Source organism: Microbacterium sp. CIAB417, assembly GCF_022788845.1.
The window spans coordinates 786,190-802,016 of record NZ_JAHZUT010000001.1 but is presented as its reverse complement, the minus strand read 5'-3'; the positions used below and the strand labels follow the sequence as shown (position 1 = coordinate 802,016).

Sequence of the window (15,827 nt, the reverse complement as noted above, 5' to 3'; positions counted from 1 at the left end):
AACTATCCGTAGAAGAGCTCCTCGAACACGCGCCGGGCGCGGCGCGTCACTCCGAGATAGTCCTCCTCGACGTCGCTGGCCGACCGGTCCGGATACCCGAGCAGCCGCCCGACGCCGTCCAGCTGACGCCGGTCCGACGGCAGCACGTCGCTGGTCTGTCCCGTTAGCAGGGTGATCGCCGACCGCAGCCGGCTCGCGAGGCGCCAGGCCTCGCGCAGGCGCTCCGCACCGTCCGCCGGGACGAGATCCGCCTCCACCGCCGCATCCAGCGCCTGCAGCGTCGACGTCGTGCGCAGGCCGGAGATGTCCGCCGCGTGCTGGAGCTGGATCAGCTGGACGAGCCATTCGACGTCGCTCAGCGATCCCGGCCCGAGCTTCAGGTGCCGACGCGGATCCGCGCCCTGCGGCAGCCGCTCCCCCTCGACGCGCGCCTTGATCCGCTTGATCTCGCGCAGCCCCTGCGGATCGACCTGCTCGGGATACCGCACGCTGTCGGCGAGCCGGGTGAAGCGGTCGATCAGGTTCGTGCTGCCGGCGACGCCCCGAGCCCGCAGCAGCGCCTGCGCCTCCCAGGACAGCGACCAGCGGCGGTAGTACTCGGCGTAGGCGTCGAAGGTCCGCACCACGGGGCCGTTTCGGCCCTCGGGGCGCAGATCCGCATCCAGATCCAGCGGGACGCGCTGATCGGCGAGATGCTCGCGGAGACCGTTCACGAGCCGGACAGCGAGCTGCTGCGCGCGCTGCGGGTCGACGTCGTTCGGCTCGTACACGTACAGGATGTCGGCATCGGACCCGAATCCGAGCTCCGCGCCGCCGAAACGGCCCATCCCGATCACCGCGAAGTCGAGCCCGTCGTCCTCGGGAGGCACGATCTCGCGGCGAACCGCCCGGAGGCCGGCCTGGATCGTGGCATCCGTGATCCCGGTGAGCGCCGTGGCGATCTCCTCGATCGTGAGGACGTCGAGCACGGCGCCCATCGCGGTGCGCAGCAGCTCGCGCCGCCGCAGGCTGCGCACCGCCTGCAGGGCTCCCGCGGTGCTCTCGTGGCGGGTCTGGATCGCCCGCGCCTCCTCGTCCAGCGCGGCCTCACCGCGGGGCCGCAGCGAATCAGTGCGATCCAGCCAGGCCACCGACTCCGGGATCCACTCCATCAGCTCGCCGACGTACCGCGACGACGACAGCAGCCGTGTGAGGCTCTCGGCCGCGCCGGAGGAGTCACGCAGCATCCGCAGGAACCAGGGCGTGTCCCCCAGCCGCTCGCTGATGCGCCGGAAGGCGATCAGCCCGTAGTCGGGGTCGGTCCCGTCGGCGAACCAGCGCACCATCACCGGCATGAGATGACGCTGGATCGTCGCCTTTCGGCTCAGCCCGTTCGTGAGCGCGCCGATGTGGCGCAGTGCTCCCGCCGGATCTCGGAAGCCGATCGCGGCCAGGCGATCGTGCGCCTGCTCGGTGGACAGGCTCCGCTCCTCCTCCGGCAGGGACGCCACGGCGGTGAGCAGCGGCCGGTAGAAGAGCCGGGTGTGGATGTCGCGGACCTCGCGGCGCACGCGCTCCCAGAGCGTCCAGATGCCGTCGCCCGTGTCGGCGAGACCGGTGGCCCTGGCCAGCACCCGCCTGCCCTCCTCGGTGCGCGGCATCAGGTGGGTGCGCGACAGCTCCCGCAGCTGGAGCCGATGCTCCAGCAGACGCAGTGTGCGGTAGTGCTGGGCGAACGCCGTGGCCTCGGCCCGGCCGATGTAGCCGCCGGAGACGAGCGCGTCCAGGCTCTCCAGCGTGCCGCGGGTGCGGATGGAGGGGTCCGTCAGGCCATGGACCAGCTGGAGCAGCTGCACCGTGAACTCGATGTCCCGGAGCCCGCCCTCGCCGAGCTTGATCTGATACGGCGCGTCGGCGGGGTCGATGTGCTCCGTCACGCGCTCGCGCATGCGCTGCACGCTGTCCACGAAGTTCTCGCGCGCGGCGCTGGACCAGATCTTGGGCTGGACCGCCGCGATGTAGGCCGCCCCCAGTTGCGGGTCGCCGGCCAGCGGACGCGCCTTCAGCAGCGCCTGGAACTCCCAGCTCTTGGCCCATCGGTCGTAGTAGGCCAGGTGCGATCCCAGGGAGCGCACCAGCGCCCCCTGCTTGCCCTCGGGACGCAGCGCAGCGTCCACCTCCCACAGCGGCGGTTCGACTTCGATGCCGGACAGCCCGCGCATGGTCTCGCGCGCGAGGCGGGTCGCGACATCGATCGCGCGGCTCTCCTCCACGACGGCCTCATCCGCCGTGCCGCCGACGAAGATGACGTCCACGTCGCTCACGTAGTTGAGCTCGCGTGCCCCGGCCTTGCCCATCCCGATCACCGCGAGCTGCGCGGCCGCGACGACCTCGCGCGGGACGCTCGCGGCGACCCGCGTCCGCGCGACGGCGAGAGACGCCTCCAGGGCCGCTCCCGCGGCATCCGCCAGCGCCGCGCTCACCGCCGGGATCAGGGCCGCCGGGTCGGCATCCGACACGTCCACCGCCGCGATCCGGGCGAGCTCGCGCCGATAGGCGACGCGCAGCCGCACCCAGGCCTCGTCCTCGCCGGAATCCGCGAACCCGTCCGCGGCGCCGACAGCTGCCAGCAGGCGCTGTGTCAGCTCGGTGGCATCCGGCACCCGACCGGACTGTTCGCCGAGCACGTCCAGCTCGTCCGGATGCCGGAGGAAGAAGTCTGCGAGGCCGATCGAGCAGCCGAACACCCGCCAGACGAGTCCGCGACTCGCGCCCTCGGCCAGCAGCGCGCGGATCGGCTCCGTCTCACGGCGCGCGACCCGCAGGATCCCGGACACCGCGGCATCCGGATCGGCGCCAGCGGAGGCCCCGTCCAGCACGACGGCGCGATCGATCCCGATCAGCTCGGCGAGTTCGTCGAGCGCGCGGGCCGCCGCGCCGAGCTCGGTGAAGCCCAGACGCGCCAGCGAGGACAGGGAGACGGAGTCGTCCGGCCGCGCCATGACTCAGAGCAGCTCGAGGTTGCTCTTCAGTTCGAACGGCGTGACCTGGCCTCGGTACGCCTCCCACTCCTTGCGCTTGTTGCGCAGGACGTAGTTGAACACCTGCTCGCCCAGGGTCTCGGCGACGAGCTCGGAGCTCTCCATGTACTCCAGCGCGTGGTCGAGGCTCGCGGGCAGCGCCGCATAGCCCAGGGCGCGTCGCTCGGCGTCGCTGAGGGCCCACACGTTGTCCTCGGCCTCCGGCGGGAGCTCATAGCCCTCCTGGATCCCCTTGAGACCGGCGGCGAGCATCAGCGCGTAGGCGAGATAGGGGTTGGCGGCCGAGTCCAGACCGCGATACTCGATGCGCGACGAGCCGCTCTTGTTCGGCTTGTACATCGGCACCCGGACCAGGGCGGAGCGGTTCGCGTGACCCCACGTCACGAAGCTGGGCGCCTCGTCCCCGCCCCACAGGCGCTTGTAGGAGTTCACGAACTGGTTCGTGACCGCGGCGATCTCGTTCGCATGACGGAGCAGTCCTGCGATGAACTGCCGCCCGGTGCGGGACAGCTGGTACTTCGCCCCCTCCTCGTAGAACGCGTTGCGCTCGCCTTCGAACAGCGACATGTGCGTGTGCATGCCGCTGCCGGGCTGGTCGCTGAGCGGCTTCGGCATGAAGGTCGCGTACACGCCCTGCTCGATCGCGACCTCCTTGATGACCGTTCGGAAGGTCATCACGTTGTCGGCCATCGTGAGCGCGTCGGCATAGCGCAGATCGATCTCGTTCTGCCCGGGGCCGCCCTCGTGGTGGCTGAACTCCACCGATATGCCCAGGTCCTCGAGCATGCGCACCGAGCGGCGGCGGAAATCGTGCGCCGTGCCGCCCGGGACATTGTCGAAGTACCCGGCGGAGTCCACCGGCACCGGTCCCTCCGGGCCGAAGGTCGAGGACTTCAGCAGGTAGAACTCGATCTCCGGATGCGTGTAGAACGTGAAGCCGGCATCGGCCGCCTTCGCGAGCGCGCGCTTGAGCACATGGCGCGGATCAGCGACCGCGGGCTGGCCGTCCGGGGTTGTCAGGTCGCAGAACATGCGGGCGGTCGGGTCGATCTCCCCGCGCCACGGCAGGATCTGGAAGGTGGTCGGATCCGGCTGCGCGAGCAGATCGGACTCCGAGGTGCGCGTCAGCCCCTCGATCGCCGAACCGTCGAAGCCGATCCCCTCGGCGAACGCTCCCTCGACCTCGGCCGGCGCGATGGCGACCGACTTGAGCGTGCCGATCACGTCCGTGAACCAGAGCCGGACGAACTTGACGCCGCGCTCCTCGATCGTGCGCAGCACGAAGTCCCTCTGCTTGTCCATGCCCATGCGTGTCAGTCCCAGCCCTCTTCTGCGGCTTCCTCTTCGGCCCATGCCGCCGCCCGCTTCTTCAGAAGCTCCGGAGCCGCGGCGGCCTCGGCCTCGGTGTCGAACGGTCCGACCCGGTCGGCGGACGGCGAGATCATGCCGTACTCGACCTCACCGGTCACGGAGTTGTACCAGTACTTGTGATCGTTGTCCGGCATGGCGGATCCCTTCGTAAGCATCTGTCACGATCCTACTGTCGCCCGGTGCTCTCGCTAGGCTATTGGCCATGGCAAAAGCGATCGGCGTCGACATCGGCGGCACAGGTATCAAGGCAGGCATCGTCGACCTCGAGCACGGCACCATGGCATCCGATCGGGTGCGCGTCCCGACGCCCGAAGGCGCGTCGCCGGAGGACGTGCTGATCGCGGTCCAGACGGTCCTCAAGACCCTCGACGTGCACGAGTCGACACTCCCGCTCGGCGTCGCGTTCCCCGCGATCGTCAAGCGCGGCAAGACGCTGTCGGCCGCGAACGTGTCGAAGCAGTGGGTGGACTTCGAGGCGGAGCAGTTCTTCCGCGACGGCCTCCAGCGCAACATCGTGTTCGTCAACGACGCCGATGCCGCCGGAGTCGCCGAGGCGCGCCACGGCGCCGCCAGGGACGTGATCGGCCTGACCCTCCTGACGACGCTCGGGACGGGCATCGGCTCGGCGTTCCTCTACGACGGCGTCCTCGTGCCCAACTCCGAGCTCGGCCACCTCAACTTCCGTGAGTACGAGTCGGTCGAGCATTGGGCGGCCACCTCCGCGCGCGAGCGCGAGGGACTCTCCTGGGCCGAATGGGCCGAGCGGCTGCAGGCGTTCTACTCGCACATCGAGTTCCTCTTCAGCCCTGACCTGTTCGTGGTGGGCGGCGGCGTGTCGAAGAATGCCAGCGACTTCCTCCCGCTTCTGGACCTGAAGACCCCGATCGTCCCAGCGATCCACCGCAACAACTCCGGCATCATCGGCGCGGCCTCGCTCGCCGGCGACTAGCGCGTACAGGCGACGGCCCCGGCATCCTGAATCTCTCGGATGCCGGGGCCGTCGTCGTCTGAGGTGAATGGGTCGGCCTGTACGCCGGGTTCTGTTCCGGGGTCCTTCGCCCCTTCGACGGTCATCTCTCTCGGCGACACGTTGCCGTGGCGCTCCAGCGGCCTACCCGAGGACTCGGCGAGCCGCGTCATCATCCTCTGTCTGGCCTTGCTCCGGGCGAGGTTTACCTGGCGGGCCGTGTCACCACGGCCCCCGGTGGTCTCTTACACCACCCTTTCACCCTTACCGGGCCGAAGCCCGGCGGTCTGCTCTCTGTGGCACTGTCTCGCGGATCGCTCCGGGTGGGTGTTACCCACCGCCCTGCCCTGCGGAGCCCGGACGTTCCTCGGTGCGGTCTCCCGCCACGCGACCGTCCGGCCGGCCCATTCACTCCTCCAGTCTACTTCTCCGCTGTTCGCGTCACCCTCAGGTCCAGAGGCACATCCAACGGGAAGGAGCCGAACAGACGCCTCGTGGCGACGACCGCCGCCTCGTGCACGGCCTCCGCCGCCTGCTCGGCCGATTCGGCCGGGACGTGCAGGATGACCTCGTCGTGGAGGAAGAAGGCCAGATGCGCCTCGTTCGCGAACGGACCGGAGGCCGCGGCCGGAACCTCGGCGGGAGGCAGCCCACGGAGGCGGTGACGGATCTCCGCCAGCCAGATAAGCGACCATTCGGCGGCAGTGCCCTGCACCACGAAGTTGCGGGTGAACCGGCCCCGCTCCCTGGCGCGCCGCTGCGCCTCCCGTACGACCCCGGTCGATGCGTCGGCGCCGCTCGCCGCAGCCTGTCCCGCCCGCCAGGCCTCCGGAGGTCTCGGTGAGGTACGGCCCAACCACGTGGACACGACCCCGCCGTCCTCCCCGATCCTGGCCGCTTCGTCGACGAGCCTCATCGCGCGGGGGAACACACGCCGCAACCGCGGCACGAGGCGCCCGCTGTCTCCCGTCGTCGCGCCGTACATCGCTCCGAGCACGGCGTACTTGGCCTCCTCGCGCGTATCGACGGCCCCGGACTCGACGACACCGGCGTACAGGTCGTTCCCCCGCGCCGCCTCGGCCATCGCCTGGTCCGCAGCCATAGCGGCCAGCATCCGGGGTTCGAGCTGCGCCACGTCCGCCACGACGAGCATCCAGCCCGGATCGGCGCGCACGGCGGGACGGAGAAGGCGCGGCAGCTGGAGGGCTCCTCCGCCCGCCGAGGCCCACCGCCCTGTCACCACGCCACCGGGGATGTACACCGGACGGAACCGTCCGTCGCGGACCCACTCCGCCAGCCATGCCCAGCCGTTCGCGCTGAGCAGTCGAGACAGCTTCTTGTAGGCGAGCAGCGGCGGCACCGCGGGGTGATCGTGCTCGGCGAGCTCCCAGCGGCTCGTGGACTCGGAGAGCACCCCGACGCGGTGCAGCGCCCGCAGCAGCTTCGGCTGGCTGTCCAGGTTGACGCGCGCGTCTCCCAGTTCGGTGCGAACGCGGTACGCCAGCTCGGCCATCCGTGCCGGCACGCCGCCCGCGCGGCGTTCGCCGAGCGTGTCGACGAGGATGCGCTCGTGCTCGGCGGCGTCCCAGGGCAGACCCGCCGCTCGCATCTCCTCGGCCACGAGCCCTCCCGCGGACTCCGCGGCGCAGAGCAGCTCCAGCCGCCCGTCGCGCGCGGTCGACAACGCCTGCAGCTGCGCACGGTACTGCTCCAGCAGGAGCCCGACCGGATCCTCGAGCGAACCGGCGTGCAGCGCGTCGAACAGGGTGGGCGCCTCGGCCTCGGACGTCACCGGCGACCACGCCTCGTCCCCGGGGAGCGGCTCGGCCAGCAGTGCGGTGTCCCGGAGGATGGCGTGGCAGAGCACGAGGTCGTGCGTGCGGGTCAGACGCGCACCCGCGTGGAGCAGCTCGGGGTACAGCTCGCGGGCGCTGCGGATGACCCATCGCGGTGCGGACTCCGCCTCGGTCGCGGCCGTCCATCCCGCGAGTTCGTCGGGCGCGATGCGGTGGCGTCCCTGCTCGGCGCCCTCCCGATCCAGATCGATCGCGACGTAGCCGTCCTCCGTCGCGACGAGCGCGATGCGGCGCTCAGCGCTGCGAGGCACCGGGCACGACGCGCACGGGCGTCACAGCCCGGATTCCTCGGTGCGCACGAGGATGCAGCCGCACTCCGGGCAGGAGACGACCTCGTCGGCCGGCGCGTTCCGCACGGTGGTCAGATCGATCCCCGACAGCACCATGCGGCAGCCCTCGCAGGTGCCCTGCCGCAGCAGCGCCGCACCGGTCGTGCGCGCCGCGCGACGGGTGTAATCCGCCAGCAGCGCGGCATCCACTCGGGCGACCACGGCCGCGCGGTCGCGGGAGAGCTGCTCGCCCTCCGTCGTCGCGGCCGCCACGTCGGCCTTCGCCCGGGCGGTGAGCTCGGTGCCCTCCGCCGTCGTGGCGTCGATCAGCGCCTGCTGCGCCGCCACTGCCGCTTCGGCCTCCTCGACGCGCGCCATGACCTCGAGCTCCTGATCCTCGAGGTCGCTGGTGCGCCGGGCGAGGCTCGCCAGCTCGCTCTCCAGCGCCTGGGCGTCCTTGGGGTTCGTGGCGGCGGCGAGCCGCTCGGCGTCGCGCGCGCGGCGCTGTTCGACGACCGCGACGTCCGCTTCCAGGCGACGAAGCTCCGCCACCGCGTCGTCGCGCGTCCCGGTCAGCGCCGTCAGGTCACGCAGCTGGCTCTGCCGGAGCGCGGCGAGCTCGTTGATGCGCGCGCCGCCGGCGGGCTGGGTGCGCAGGCGCTCGGCCTGCTGGATGCGCCGATCCAGATCGGCGACGTCGAGGAGGAGGCGCTGCTGTTCGGGGCTGGCGTTCACGATCCCAACCTAGTCTCTGCGGGCGACATCCGCTCTCGCCGCCTCAGCCGGGCGTGCCGTCGACGTACAGCCAAGCGCGTCCCTCCCGGACGAAACGGCTGCGTTCGCGCATCGATCCCGACCCCGATGCATCGCGGTGGAAGGCTTCGAAGAGCACGACGCCGTCGCGATCGAACGGACCGCCGCGCTCGGTGGCGAGCACCTCCAGGCGCGTCCACCGCACGGCCGGATCCAGGTCCAGGACCGCCGGTCGGGTCGACGGGTGCCAGGTGCGCAGCAGATGCGCCTCGTCGCCCCGCGCGAAAGCCGTGAAGCGCGAGCGCATGAGCCGCTCCGCCGTCGGCGCGAACCCGCCCGCGAGCAGCGGCCCGCAGCAATGATCGAACGTCTCTCCGGACAGACAGGGACAGCGCATGGGTCCATTGTCGCGCGACGTCACGTCCGCCCCGACCGCACGCGGCGTGCGTAGGCTGGACGGACGCGTTCGACGAAGGAGACTCGATGACCTCGCTGCCCACGTTCACCGCACACAACGGCTTCGCGCTGCCGGCCATCGGCCTCGGCACCTACGGACTCAGAGGAGAGGCCGGCGCCGCCTCCGTCACCGCAGCGATCGACGCCGGATACCGTCTGGTCGACTCCGCCTTCAACTACGAGAACGAGGGCGCCGTGGGCCGCGGCGTCGCGGATGCCGGCACCGATCGCGCCGAGATCATCGTGACGTCCAAGCTGCCCGGCCGGCATCATCCGTCCGACAAGGCGTCGTGGAGCATCGAGGAGAGCCGCTGCCGTCTCGGCGTCGACGCGATCGACCTGCACCTCATCCACTGGCCGAACCCGAGCCAGGACGAGTACGTGCAGGCGTGGGCCGCCCTCGTCGATGCCCAGCAGCGCGGTGTGGTGCGCCAGATCGGCGTGTCGAACTTCCTCCCCGAGCACCTCGAGCGTCTGGAGCGCGAGACAGGAGTGCGTCCGGTCGTCAACCAGATCGAGCTGCACCCGTACTTCCCGCAGGAGGAGCAGCTCGCGTACCACCGGGAGCGCGGCATCATCACCGAGGCCTGGAGTCCGCTCGGCCGAGCCCGCGAACTGCTCGACGAGGCGGTGATCGGCGAGGTCGCGGCCGCGCACGGGATCACGGCAGCGCAGACCGTGCTGGCCTGGCACGTCGCCCGCGAGGTCGTCTCGATCCCGAAGGCCTCCTCCCTCGACCACCAGAAGAGCAATCTCGCCGCGGCATCCGTCCGGCTCGACGCGGCGGAGCTCGAGGCGATCACCGCCCTCGGTCGCCCCGACGGTCGGCTCTTCGACGCCGATCCCCGCACGCACGAGGAATCCTGACGCGAGGGCGGCACGGATAGACTGAGACGGTCAGGGCCTTTAGCTCAGCTGGTAGAGCGCCACGTTTACACCGTGGATGTCGTCGGTTCGATCCCGGCAGGGCCCACCGTCCCATCCGTCCATCGCCCGCTCACCGCGCCCGCCGATGTGCGCCGCCGTCGTGGAAGAGGGCTAGGCTGAATCCGGCGCGCGTTGTGCCGAGCCGACAAGGCTCCCCGTGTCGCTTCCCGTTTTCCCGGCGAGACCCGCCAGCTTGACGAAAGGCTCCACCGTGACCGTCCACGACCAGGATCCGTACTCTCAGGGCCCCCTCGACAGCGATCCGGACGAGACCGGTGAGTGGCAGCAGTCGCTCGACGGGCTGGTCGACGCCAAGGGCCACGGCCGTGGCCGCGAGATCATGCTCAGCCTGCTCAAGCGCTCCAAGGAGCTGCACCTCGGCGTGCCGATGGTCCCGACGACGGATTACATCAACACCATTGCGCCGGAGAACGAGCCGGAGTTCCCCGGCGACGAGGAACTCGAGCGCCGCTACCGCCACTGGATCCGATGGAACGCGGCGATCACCGTGCACCGTGCGCAGCGTCCCGGCATCGGCGTCGGCGGCCACATCTCGACCTACGCGTCGGCGGCCTCGCTCTACGAGGTCGGTCACAACCACTTCTTCCGTGGTCAGGACCACCCCTCCGGCGGCGATCAGATCTTCTACCAGGGCCACGCGTCGCCCGGCATGTACGCCCGCGCGTTCCTCGAGGGCCGTCTCACCGAGGCGCAGCTGGACGCGTTCCGGCAGGAGAAGTCCGGCGCGCCGAACGGCCTGCCGTCCTACCCGCACCCTCGAATGATGCGGGAGTTCTGGCAGTTCCCGACCGTGTCGATGGGTCTCGGCCCGATCAATGCGATCTATCAGGCCATGACGAACAAGTACCTCGCCAACCGGGGCATCAAGGACGTCGCGGACTCGCACGTCTGGGCCTTCCTGGGCGACGGCGAGATGGACGAGGTCGAATCCCGCGGTCAGCTCCAGGTCGCGGCGAACGAGGGCCTGGACAACCTCACGTTCGTGATCAACTGCAACCTGCAGCGCCTGGACGGCCCAGTCCGCGGCAACGGCAAGATCATGCAGGAGCTGGAGAGCTACTTCCGCGGGGCCGGCTGGAACGTCATCAAGGTCGTGTGGGGACGCGAGTGGGACGACCTGCTCGCCCGCGACGCCGACGGCGCCCTGCTCAACCTCATGAACGTCACCCCCGACGGCGACTTCCAGACCTACAAGGCCGAGAACGGCGCGTTCGTGCGGGAGAACTTCTTCGGCCGTGACGAGCGTGCACTGAAGCTCGTCGAGGGATACACCGACGACCAGATCTGGAAGCTGCGCCGCGGCGGTCACGACTACCGCAAGGTGTATGCGGCCTACAAGGCGGCCATGGAGCACAAGGGCCAGCCCACGGTCATCCTGGCCAAGACGGTCAAGGGCTACGGCCTCGGACCGCACTTCGAGGGTCGCAACGCGACTCACCAGATGAAGAAGATGACGCTGGACGACCTCAAGCTGTTCCGCGACACGATGCAGATCCCGATCACGGATGCGCAGCTCGAGGCCGACCCGTACCGTCCGCCCTACTACCACCCGGGTGCACAGGACGAGACGATCCAGTACATGCTGGATCGCCGCCGCGACCTGGGCGGCTTCCTGCCGGAGCGCCGCAGCACGCACGTCGACCTCGCCCTCCCGGAGGACAAGGACTACGCGCTGCTGAAGAAGGGATCGGGCAACCAGGAGGTCGCCACGACGATGGCGTTCGTCCGCATGCTCAAGGACCTCATGCGCGTGAAGGGCTTCGGCCAGCGCATCGTCCCGATCATCCCGGACGAGGCCCGCACCTTCGGCATGGACGCCTACTTCCCCACGGCGAAGATCTACAACCCGAACGGCCAGAACTACACGTCGGTCGACCGCGAGCTGCTCCTGGCGTACAAGGAGAGCCCGCAGGGCCAGATCATGCACGTCGGCATCAACGAGGCCGGGGCGACGGCGGCTCTCACCGCGACCGGCACGTCGTACTCCACACACGGCGAGCCGCTGATCCCGATCTACATCTTCTACTCGATGTTCGGCTACCAGCGCACGGGCGACGCCTTCTGGGCCGCCGCCGATCAGATGGCGCGCGGATTCGTGATCGGCGCCACCGCCGGTCGCACGACCCTGACGGGTGAGGGCACGCAGCACGCCGACGGCCACTCGCCGCTGCTGGCCTCGACGAACCCGGCCACGGTGACCTACGACCCCGCGTTCGGATACGAGGTCGCGCACATCGTGCAGTCGGGCATCGAGCGCATGTACGGCGGCACGCACCCCGACCCCGACGTCATGTACTACCTCACGGTGTACAACGAGCCGATGAAGCAGCCCGCGGAGCCGGAGGGCGTCGACGTCGACGGCATCGTCAAGGGCATCCACCGCATCGCGGTCGGCGAGGGCGACGGACCGCGTGTCCAGCTGCTCGCGTCGGGCGTGGGCGTCCCGTGGGCGCTCGAGGCGCAGGAGCTGCTGGCCGCGGACTGGGGTGTCGTCGCCGACGTCTGGTCCGTCACCAGCTGGACCGAGCTGCGCCGTGACGGTCTTGCCGCCGACGAGCACAACTTCCTCCACCCGGCCGAGGAGCCGCGCGTCCCGTACCTGACGCAGAAGCTCACCGGGGCCGAGGGCCCGTTCGTGGCGACGAGCGACTTCATGCACGCCGTCCAGGACCAGATCCGCCAGTGGGTCCCCGGCGACTACTACACGCTGGGCGCGGACGGCTTCGGCTTCGCCGACACGCGCGCGGCCGCTCGTCGCTTCTTCAAGATCGACGGCCCGTCCATGGTCGTCCGGGCCCTGCAGGGCCTGGCGGACCAGGGCAGGATCGACCGCTCGGTGATCGCCCAGGCGATCGAGAAGTACGACCTGTTCAACGTCAACGCCGGCACGAGCGGGAACGCCGGCGGCGAGAGCTGAGCCGGAGGTGACAGGCTCGTCCCCCGCGTCGATGGACAAGGCCGCGACACTCGCGTGGCTGCGCCGGATCTCCGGCGACATCGCCACGGTGACGATCAAGCGCCTGGAGGACACGCTCCCCTGGTACGCCGACATGCCACCGGCCCGCCGCTCAGCGGTCGGGCTGGTGGCGCAGGCGGGCATCACCTCGTTCATCCAGTGGTACGACGACCCCTCCTCGACGCCGTGGATCGCCGCGGACATCTTCGCCGCCGCCCCGCGCGAGCTGCTGCGCAGCGTGAGCCTGCAGCAGACGCTGCAGCTCATCCGCGTCACCGTCGAGGTCACCGAGGAACGGGTGGCCGGCAAGGGCGAGCATCTGCGTGAGGCGATCCTGCTGTACTCACGGGATGTCGCCTTCGCGGCCGCCGACGTCTATGCCAGAGCAGCGGAGGCCCGGGGCCTGTGGGACGCGCGGCTCGAGGCTCTGGTCGTGGACTCGATCCTCACCGGCGAGGCCGACGAGGAGCTGCCCAGTCGCATCGCCGCGCTCGGTTGGCACGGTCACGGCGAGGTCTGCGTGATCGTGGGCACGACGCCGGCGCAGTTCGACGTCGACCAGGTCCGCCGCACGGCCCGCAAGCTCGCCGTCGACGTCCTGGTCGGCGTGCAGGGCTCCCGCCTCGTCCTCGTCGTCGGACGCGCACAGGACTCGGCTCGAGATTCCGGCGAGGACGAACTCGCCTTCGACGAGATCGCGGCGCGCCTGGAGCCGTCGTTCGGGCCCGGCTACGTCGTGGTCGGTCCCGCGGTCGCCGCTCTCGTGGATGCGGGGCAGAGCGCACGCGCTGCGCTGGCGGGATTCGCCGTCGCGCGGGCGTGGCGGGGAGCTCCCCGCCCCGTGGATGCGGACGACCTCCTGCCCGAACGCGCCCTCGCCGGCGATCCGCTGGCCAAGCTGACGCTCATCGAGCGGATCCACCGGCCGCTGCAGGCCCATTCCACGGATCTCGTCACCACGCTGTGGAGCTACCTCGACAACGGCCGGTCCCTCGAGGCGACGGCGCGGGAATTGTTCGTGCACCCGAACACCGTGCGGTACCGTCTGAAGCGCGTGAGCGAGGTCATCGGATGGGATGCGACCGGTCCGCGCGAGGCGCTGATCCTGCAGACCGCGCTCATCCTCGGATCCATCGGGACCGCGGAGCCCGCCCGGCGTCGCCCGAACCCCCGTCGATCGCGCTGAGCGCTGTACGCCACACACAAGGGATCTCGGCAATCTTGTGAGAGTTCCCCCACTCTCCGCGCGCGATCGTTGGCAGACTGGACTGGTGATTGTCGTCGCCTGCCCTGGACAGGGCTCACAGACCCCCGGCTTCCTCTCCCCCTGGCTCGAACTGGACGGCGTCGCCGAGCGGCTCGCGGCCTACTCCGAAGCCGCCCAGGTGGACCTCGTCCAGCACGGGACCGAATCGGATGCCGAGACCATCCGGGACACGCGCGTCGCCCAGCCGCTGATCGTCGCGGCCTCGCTCATCGCGCAGCACGAGCTCGAGCGGCGCGCGGAGCGCCGTGCGGACGGCGTCGCGGGACACTCGGTCGGTGAGATCGCGGCCCTGGTCGCCAGCGACGTCATCGATGACGAGACCGGCATGCGTCTGGTCGGGATCCGCGGACGCGCCATGGCGGACGCCGCGGCTCAGGTGCCGACCGGTATGAGCGCCGTGCTCGGCGGCGATGAGGATGCCCTGCTGGCGCGTCTCGCGGAACTCGATCTCTCCCCCGCCAATTACAACGGCGGCGGGCAGATCGTCGTCGCCGGCGCCCTCGAGGCGCTCTCGACGCTCGCCTCCGAGCCGCCGAAGGGGACGCGAGTCATCCCGCTCCAGGTCGCCGGAGCGTTCCACACCTCCTACATGCAGCCGGCCGTCGAGACGCTCCGCGACGCCGTGCGCGAGGTGACGGCATCCGCGCCTTCCCTCACCCTGTGGACGAACCGCGACGGCTCCGTCGTCACCGACGGCACCGCCGCGCTCGACCTGCTCGTCGGCCAGGTCGCCTCACCCGTCCGCTGGGACCTGTGCATGAACTCGTTCGCCGAGAACGGCATCACCGGACTCATCGAGCTCGCACCGGCCGGAGCGCTGACGGGCCTCGCCAAGCGCGGACTCCGCGGCGTGCCGACCGTCGCCGTCAAGACACCCGAAGACCTCGATGCAGCGGTGGAGCTGCTGAACGGAGCAGAGACGAAGTGAGCGCCACCCTCAAGCAGGCGTCCGGCCCGGCCTATACGCGCATCTACGCCTACGGCGCCGCGCGCGGGGAGAACGCGGTCCCGAACGAGGACCTGATCGAGCCGATCAACTCCAGCGACGAGTGGATCCGCCAGCGCACCGGCATCGTCACGCGCGCACGTGCGGTCGCCGAGACCGACGCCATCGATCTCGCGACCACCGCTGCCGCCGAGGCCATCGAGCGCGCCGGTGTCGACGCCGCGGAGGTCGACCTCGTGATCGTGGCGACCATCAGCAATCCCAAGCAGTCCCCGTCCGTCTCGGCGATCGTGGCCGACCGCGTCGGCGCGAATCCCGCCGCGGCCTATGACATCAACGCCGCGTGCGCCGGCTACGCGTACGCCGTCGCACAGGCGGATGCGTTGATCCGTGCCGGGGCCGCGCGCTACGCGCTCGTGATCGGCACCGAGAAGCTCTCGGACATCGTGGACCCCGCTGACCGCAGCATCTCCTTTCTGCTCGGGGACGGCGCCGGCGCGGCCCTCATCGGCCCGAGCGAGACGCCGGGCATCTCCCCCGCCGTCTGGGGCTCGGACGGCTCCAAGGCGGACGCCGTCGGCATGAACCACACGCTCACGGAGTTCCGCGACGGCAGCGCGCCGTGGCCGACCCTGCGCCAGGAGGGTCCCACGGTCTTCCGCTGGGCCGTGTGGGAGATGGCCAAGGTCGCTCGCGAAGCACTCGAGGTCGCCGGTGTCGAGGCGTCCGACCTCGCGGCGTTCATCCCGCACCAGGCGAACATGCGCATCATCGACGAGTTCGCCAAGCAGCTCGGCCTCCCTGAGACCACCGTCATCGCGCGCGACATCGAGACCACCGGCAACACGTCGGCGGCATCCATCCCGCTCGCGAGTCACCGTCTGATGGCCGAACACCCCGAGCTCTCCGGCGGTCTGGCCCTCCAGATCGGCTTCGGCGCCGGGCTGGTGTTCGCCGCCCAGGTCGTCGTCCTCCCCTGATCCCGACCGCCTGTTCCCTAGACTGTTCAACGGTTCCG

The 15,827-nt window shown here is 70.4% G+C and carries 12 protein-coding genes, 1 tRNA gene and 1 other RNA gene; 7 read left to right on the top strand and 7 right to left on the bottom strand.

Going from position 1 to position 15,827, the window contains the following annotated elements; genetic code table 11:
* Positions 1–2: 2 nt before the first annotated feature.
* From KYX17_RS03975 to KYX17_RS03965, 3 genes are read right to left on the bottom strand one after another with little or no spacing between them, the layout of a single operon-like run.
* On the bottom strand, positions 3–2,981 hold the full coding sequence (locus KYX17_RS03975) for a bifunctional [glutamine synthetase] adenylyltransferase/[glutamine synthetase]-adenylyl-L-tyrosine phosphorylase (protein ID WP_243225549.1): 2,979 nt from the start codon (positions 2,979–2,981) through the stop codon (positions 3–5).
* 3 nt (positions 2,982–2,984) lie between these two features.
* Positions 2,985–4,322 (bottom strand): glutamine synthetase family protein, encoded by a 1,338-nt coding sequence (locus KYX17_RS03970; RefSeq protein ID WP_243225547.1) that lies wholly within the window; start codon positions 4,320–4,322, stop codon positions 2,985–2,987.
* Between the two features lie 11 nt (positions 4,323–4,333).
* Positions 4,334–4,525 (bottom strand): SPOR domain-containing protein, encoded by a 192-nt coding sequence (locus KYX17_RS03965; protein WP_243225546.1) that lies wholly within the window; start codon positions 4,523–4,525, stop codon positions 4,334–4,336.
* Positions 4,526–4,593: 68 nt separating this feature from the next.
* On the opposite strand from KYX17_RS03965, the gene ppgK reads away from it, so the two are divergent.
* Positions 4,594–5,340, top strand: coding sequence for a polyphosphate--glucose phosphotransferase (ppgK, locus tag KYX17_RS03960; RefSeq protein ID WP_243225545.1), 747 nt, complete (start codon positions 4,594–4,596; stop codon positions 5,338–5,340).
* Positions 5,341–5,404: 64 nt separating this feature from the next.
* Here the strand turns inward: ppgK and rnpB are convergent.
* The 4 genes from rnpB to KYX17_RS03940 form a co-directional block, all read right to left on the bottom strand.
* An RNA gene (gene rnpB, locus KYX17_RS03955) (RNase P RNA component class A) lies at positions 5,405–5,765 on the bottom strand.
* A gap of 14 nt (positions 5,766–5,779) precedes the next feature.
* Positions 5,780–7,465, bottom strand: a complete 1,686-nt coding sequence (locus KYX17_RS03950) for a bifunctional 3'-5' exonuclease/DNA polymerase (protein WP_243225544.1) — start codon at positions 7,463–7,465, stop codon at positions 5,780–5,782.
* A 21-nt stretch (positions 7,466–7,486) separates the two neighbouring features.
* Complete coding sequence (locus tag KYX17_RS03945) at positions 7,487–8,218, bottom strand: zinc ribbon domain-containing protein (RefSeq protein WP_243225543.1); 732 nt, start codon at positions 8,216–8,218, stop codon at positions 7,487–7,489.
* Positions 8,219–8,261: 43 nt separating this feature from the next.
* Positions 8,262–8,633, bottom strand: a complete 372-nt coding sequence (locus KYX17_RS03940) for a YchJ family protein (protein WP_243225542.1) — start codon at positions 8,631–8,633, stop codon at positions 8,262–8,264.
* An 86-nt stretch (positions 8,634–8,719) separates the two neighbouring features.
* Here KYX17_RS03940 and KYX17_RS03935 point away from each other — a divergent pair, with 86 nt between their 5' ends.
* From KYX17_RS03935 to KYX17_RS03910, 6 genes are all read left to right on the top strand, one after another.
* On the top strand, positions 8,720–9,559 hold the full coding sequence (locus KYX17_RS03935; protein WP_243225541.1) for an aldo/keto reductase: 840 nt from the start codon (positions 8,720–8,722) through the stop codon (positions 9,557–9,559).
* A gap of 33 nt (positions 9,560–9,592) precedes the next feature.
* A tRNA-Val gene (locus KYX17_RS03930) sits at positions 9,593–9,665 on the top strand.
* A gap of 165 nt (positions 9,666–9,830) precedes the next feature.
* Positions 9,831–12,557 carry a pyruvate dehydrogenase (acetyl-transferring), homodimeric type gene (aceE, locus tag KYX17_RS03925; RefSeq protein WP_243225540.1) on the top strand — a complete coding sequence of 909 codons (2,727 nt, stop codon included), beginning with the start codon at positions 9,831–9,833 and terminating at the stop codon, positions 12,555–12,557.
* 31 nt (positions 12,558–12,588) lie between these two features.
* Positions 12,589–13,782 carry a CdaR family transcriptional regulator gene (locus tag KYX17_RS03920; RefSeq protein WP_243226172.1) on the top strand — a complete coding sequence of 398 codons (1,194 nt, stop codon included), beginning with the start codon at positions 12,589–12,591 and terminating at the stop codon, positions 13,780–13,782.
* Between the two features lie 85 nt (positions 13,783–13,867).
* Positions 13,868–14,791: an ACP S-malonyltransferase gene (locus KYX17_RS03915; protein ID WP_243225539.1), complete on the top strand. Its 924-nt coding sequence runs from the start codon at positions 13,868–13,870 to the stop codon at positions 14,789–14,791.
* Positions 14,788–15,789 carry a beta-ketoacyl-ACP synthase III gene (locus KYX17_RS03910; protein ID WP_243225538.1) on the top strand — a complete coding sequence of 334 codons (1,002 nt, stop codon included), beginning with the start codon at positions 14,788–14,790 and terminating at the stop codon, positions 15,787–15,789. Before KYX17_RS03915 ends, KYX17_RS03910 begins: the two co-directional genes overlap by 4 nt.
* Positions 15,790–15,827 lie beyond the last annotated feature (38 nt).

Coding starts and splice junctions, on each gene's coding strand:
- KYX17_RS03935 (WP_243225541.1), top strand. CDS start 8,720: ATGACCTCGCTGCCCACGTTCACCGCACACAACGGCTTCGCGCTGCCG.
- KYX17_RS03940 (WP_243225542.1), bottom strand. CDS start 8,633: ATGCGCTGTCCCTGTCTGTCCGGAGAGACGTTCGATCATTGCTGCGGG.
- KYX17_RS03975 (WP_243225549.1), bottom strand. CDS start 2,981: ATGGCGCGGCCGGACGACTCCGTCTCCCTGTCCTCGCTGGCGCGTCTG.
- KYX17_RS03970 (WP_243225547.1), bottom strand. CDS start 4,322: ATGGACAAGCAGAGGGACTTCGTGCTGCGCACGATCGAGGAGCGCGGC.
- KYX17_RS03920 (WP_243226172.1), top strand. CDS start 12,589: ATGGACAAGGCCGCGACACTCGCGTGGCTGCGCCGGATCTCCGGCGAC.
- KYX17_RS03965 (WP_243225546.1), bottom strand. CDS start 4,525: ATGCCGGACAACGATCACAAGTACTGGTACAACTCCGTGACCGGTGAG.
- ppgK (WP_243225545.1), top strand. CDS start 4,594: ATGGCAAAAGCGATCGGCGTCGACATCGGCGGCACAGGTATCAAGGCA.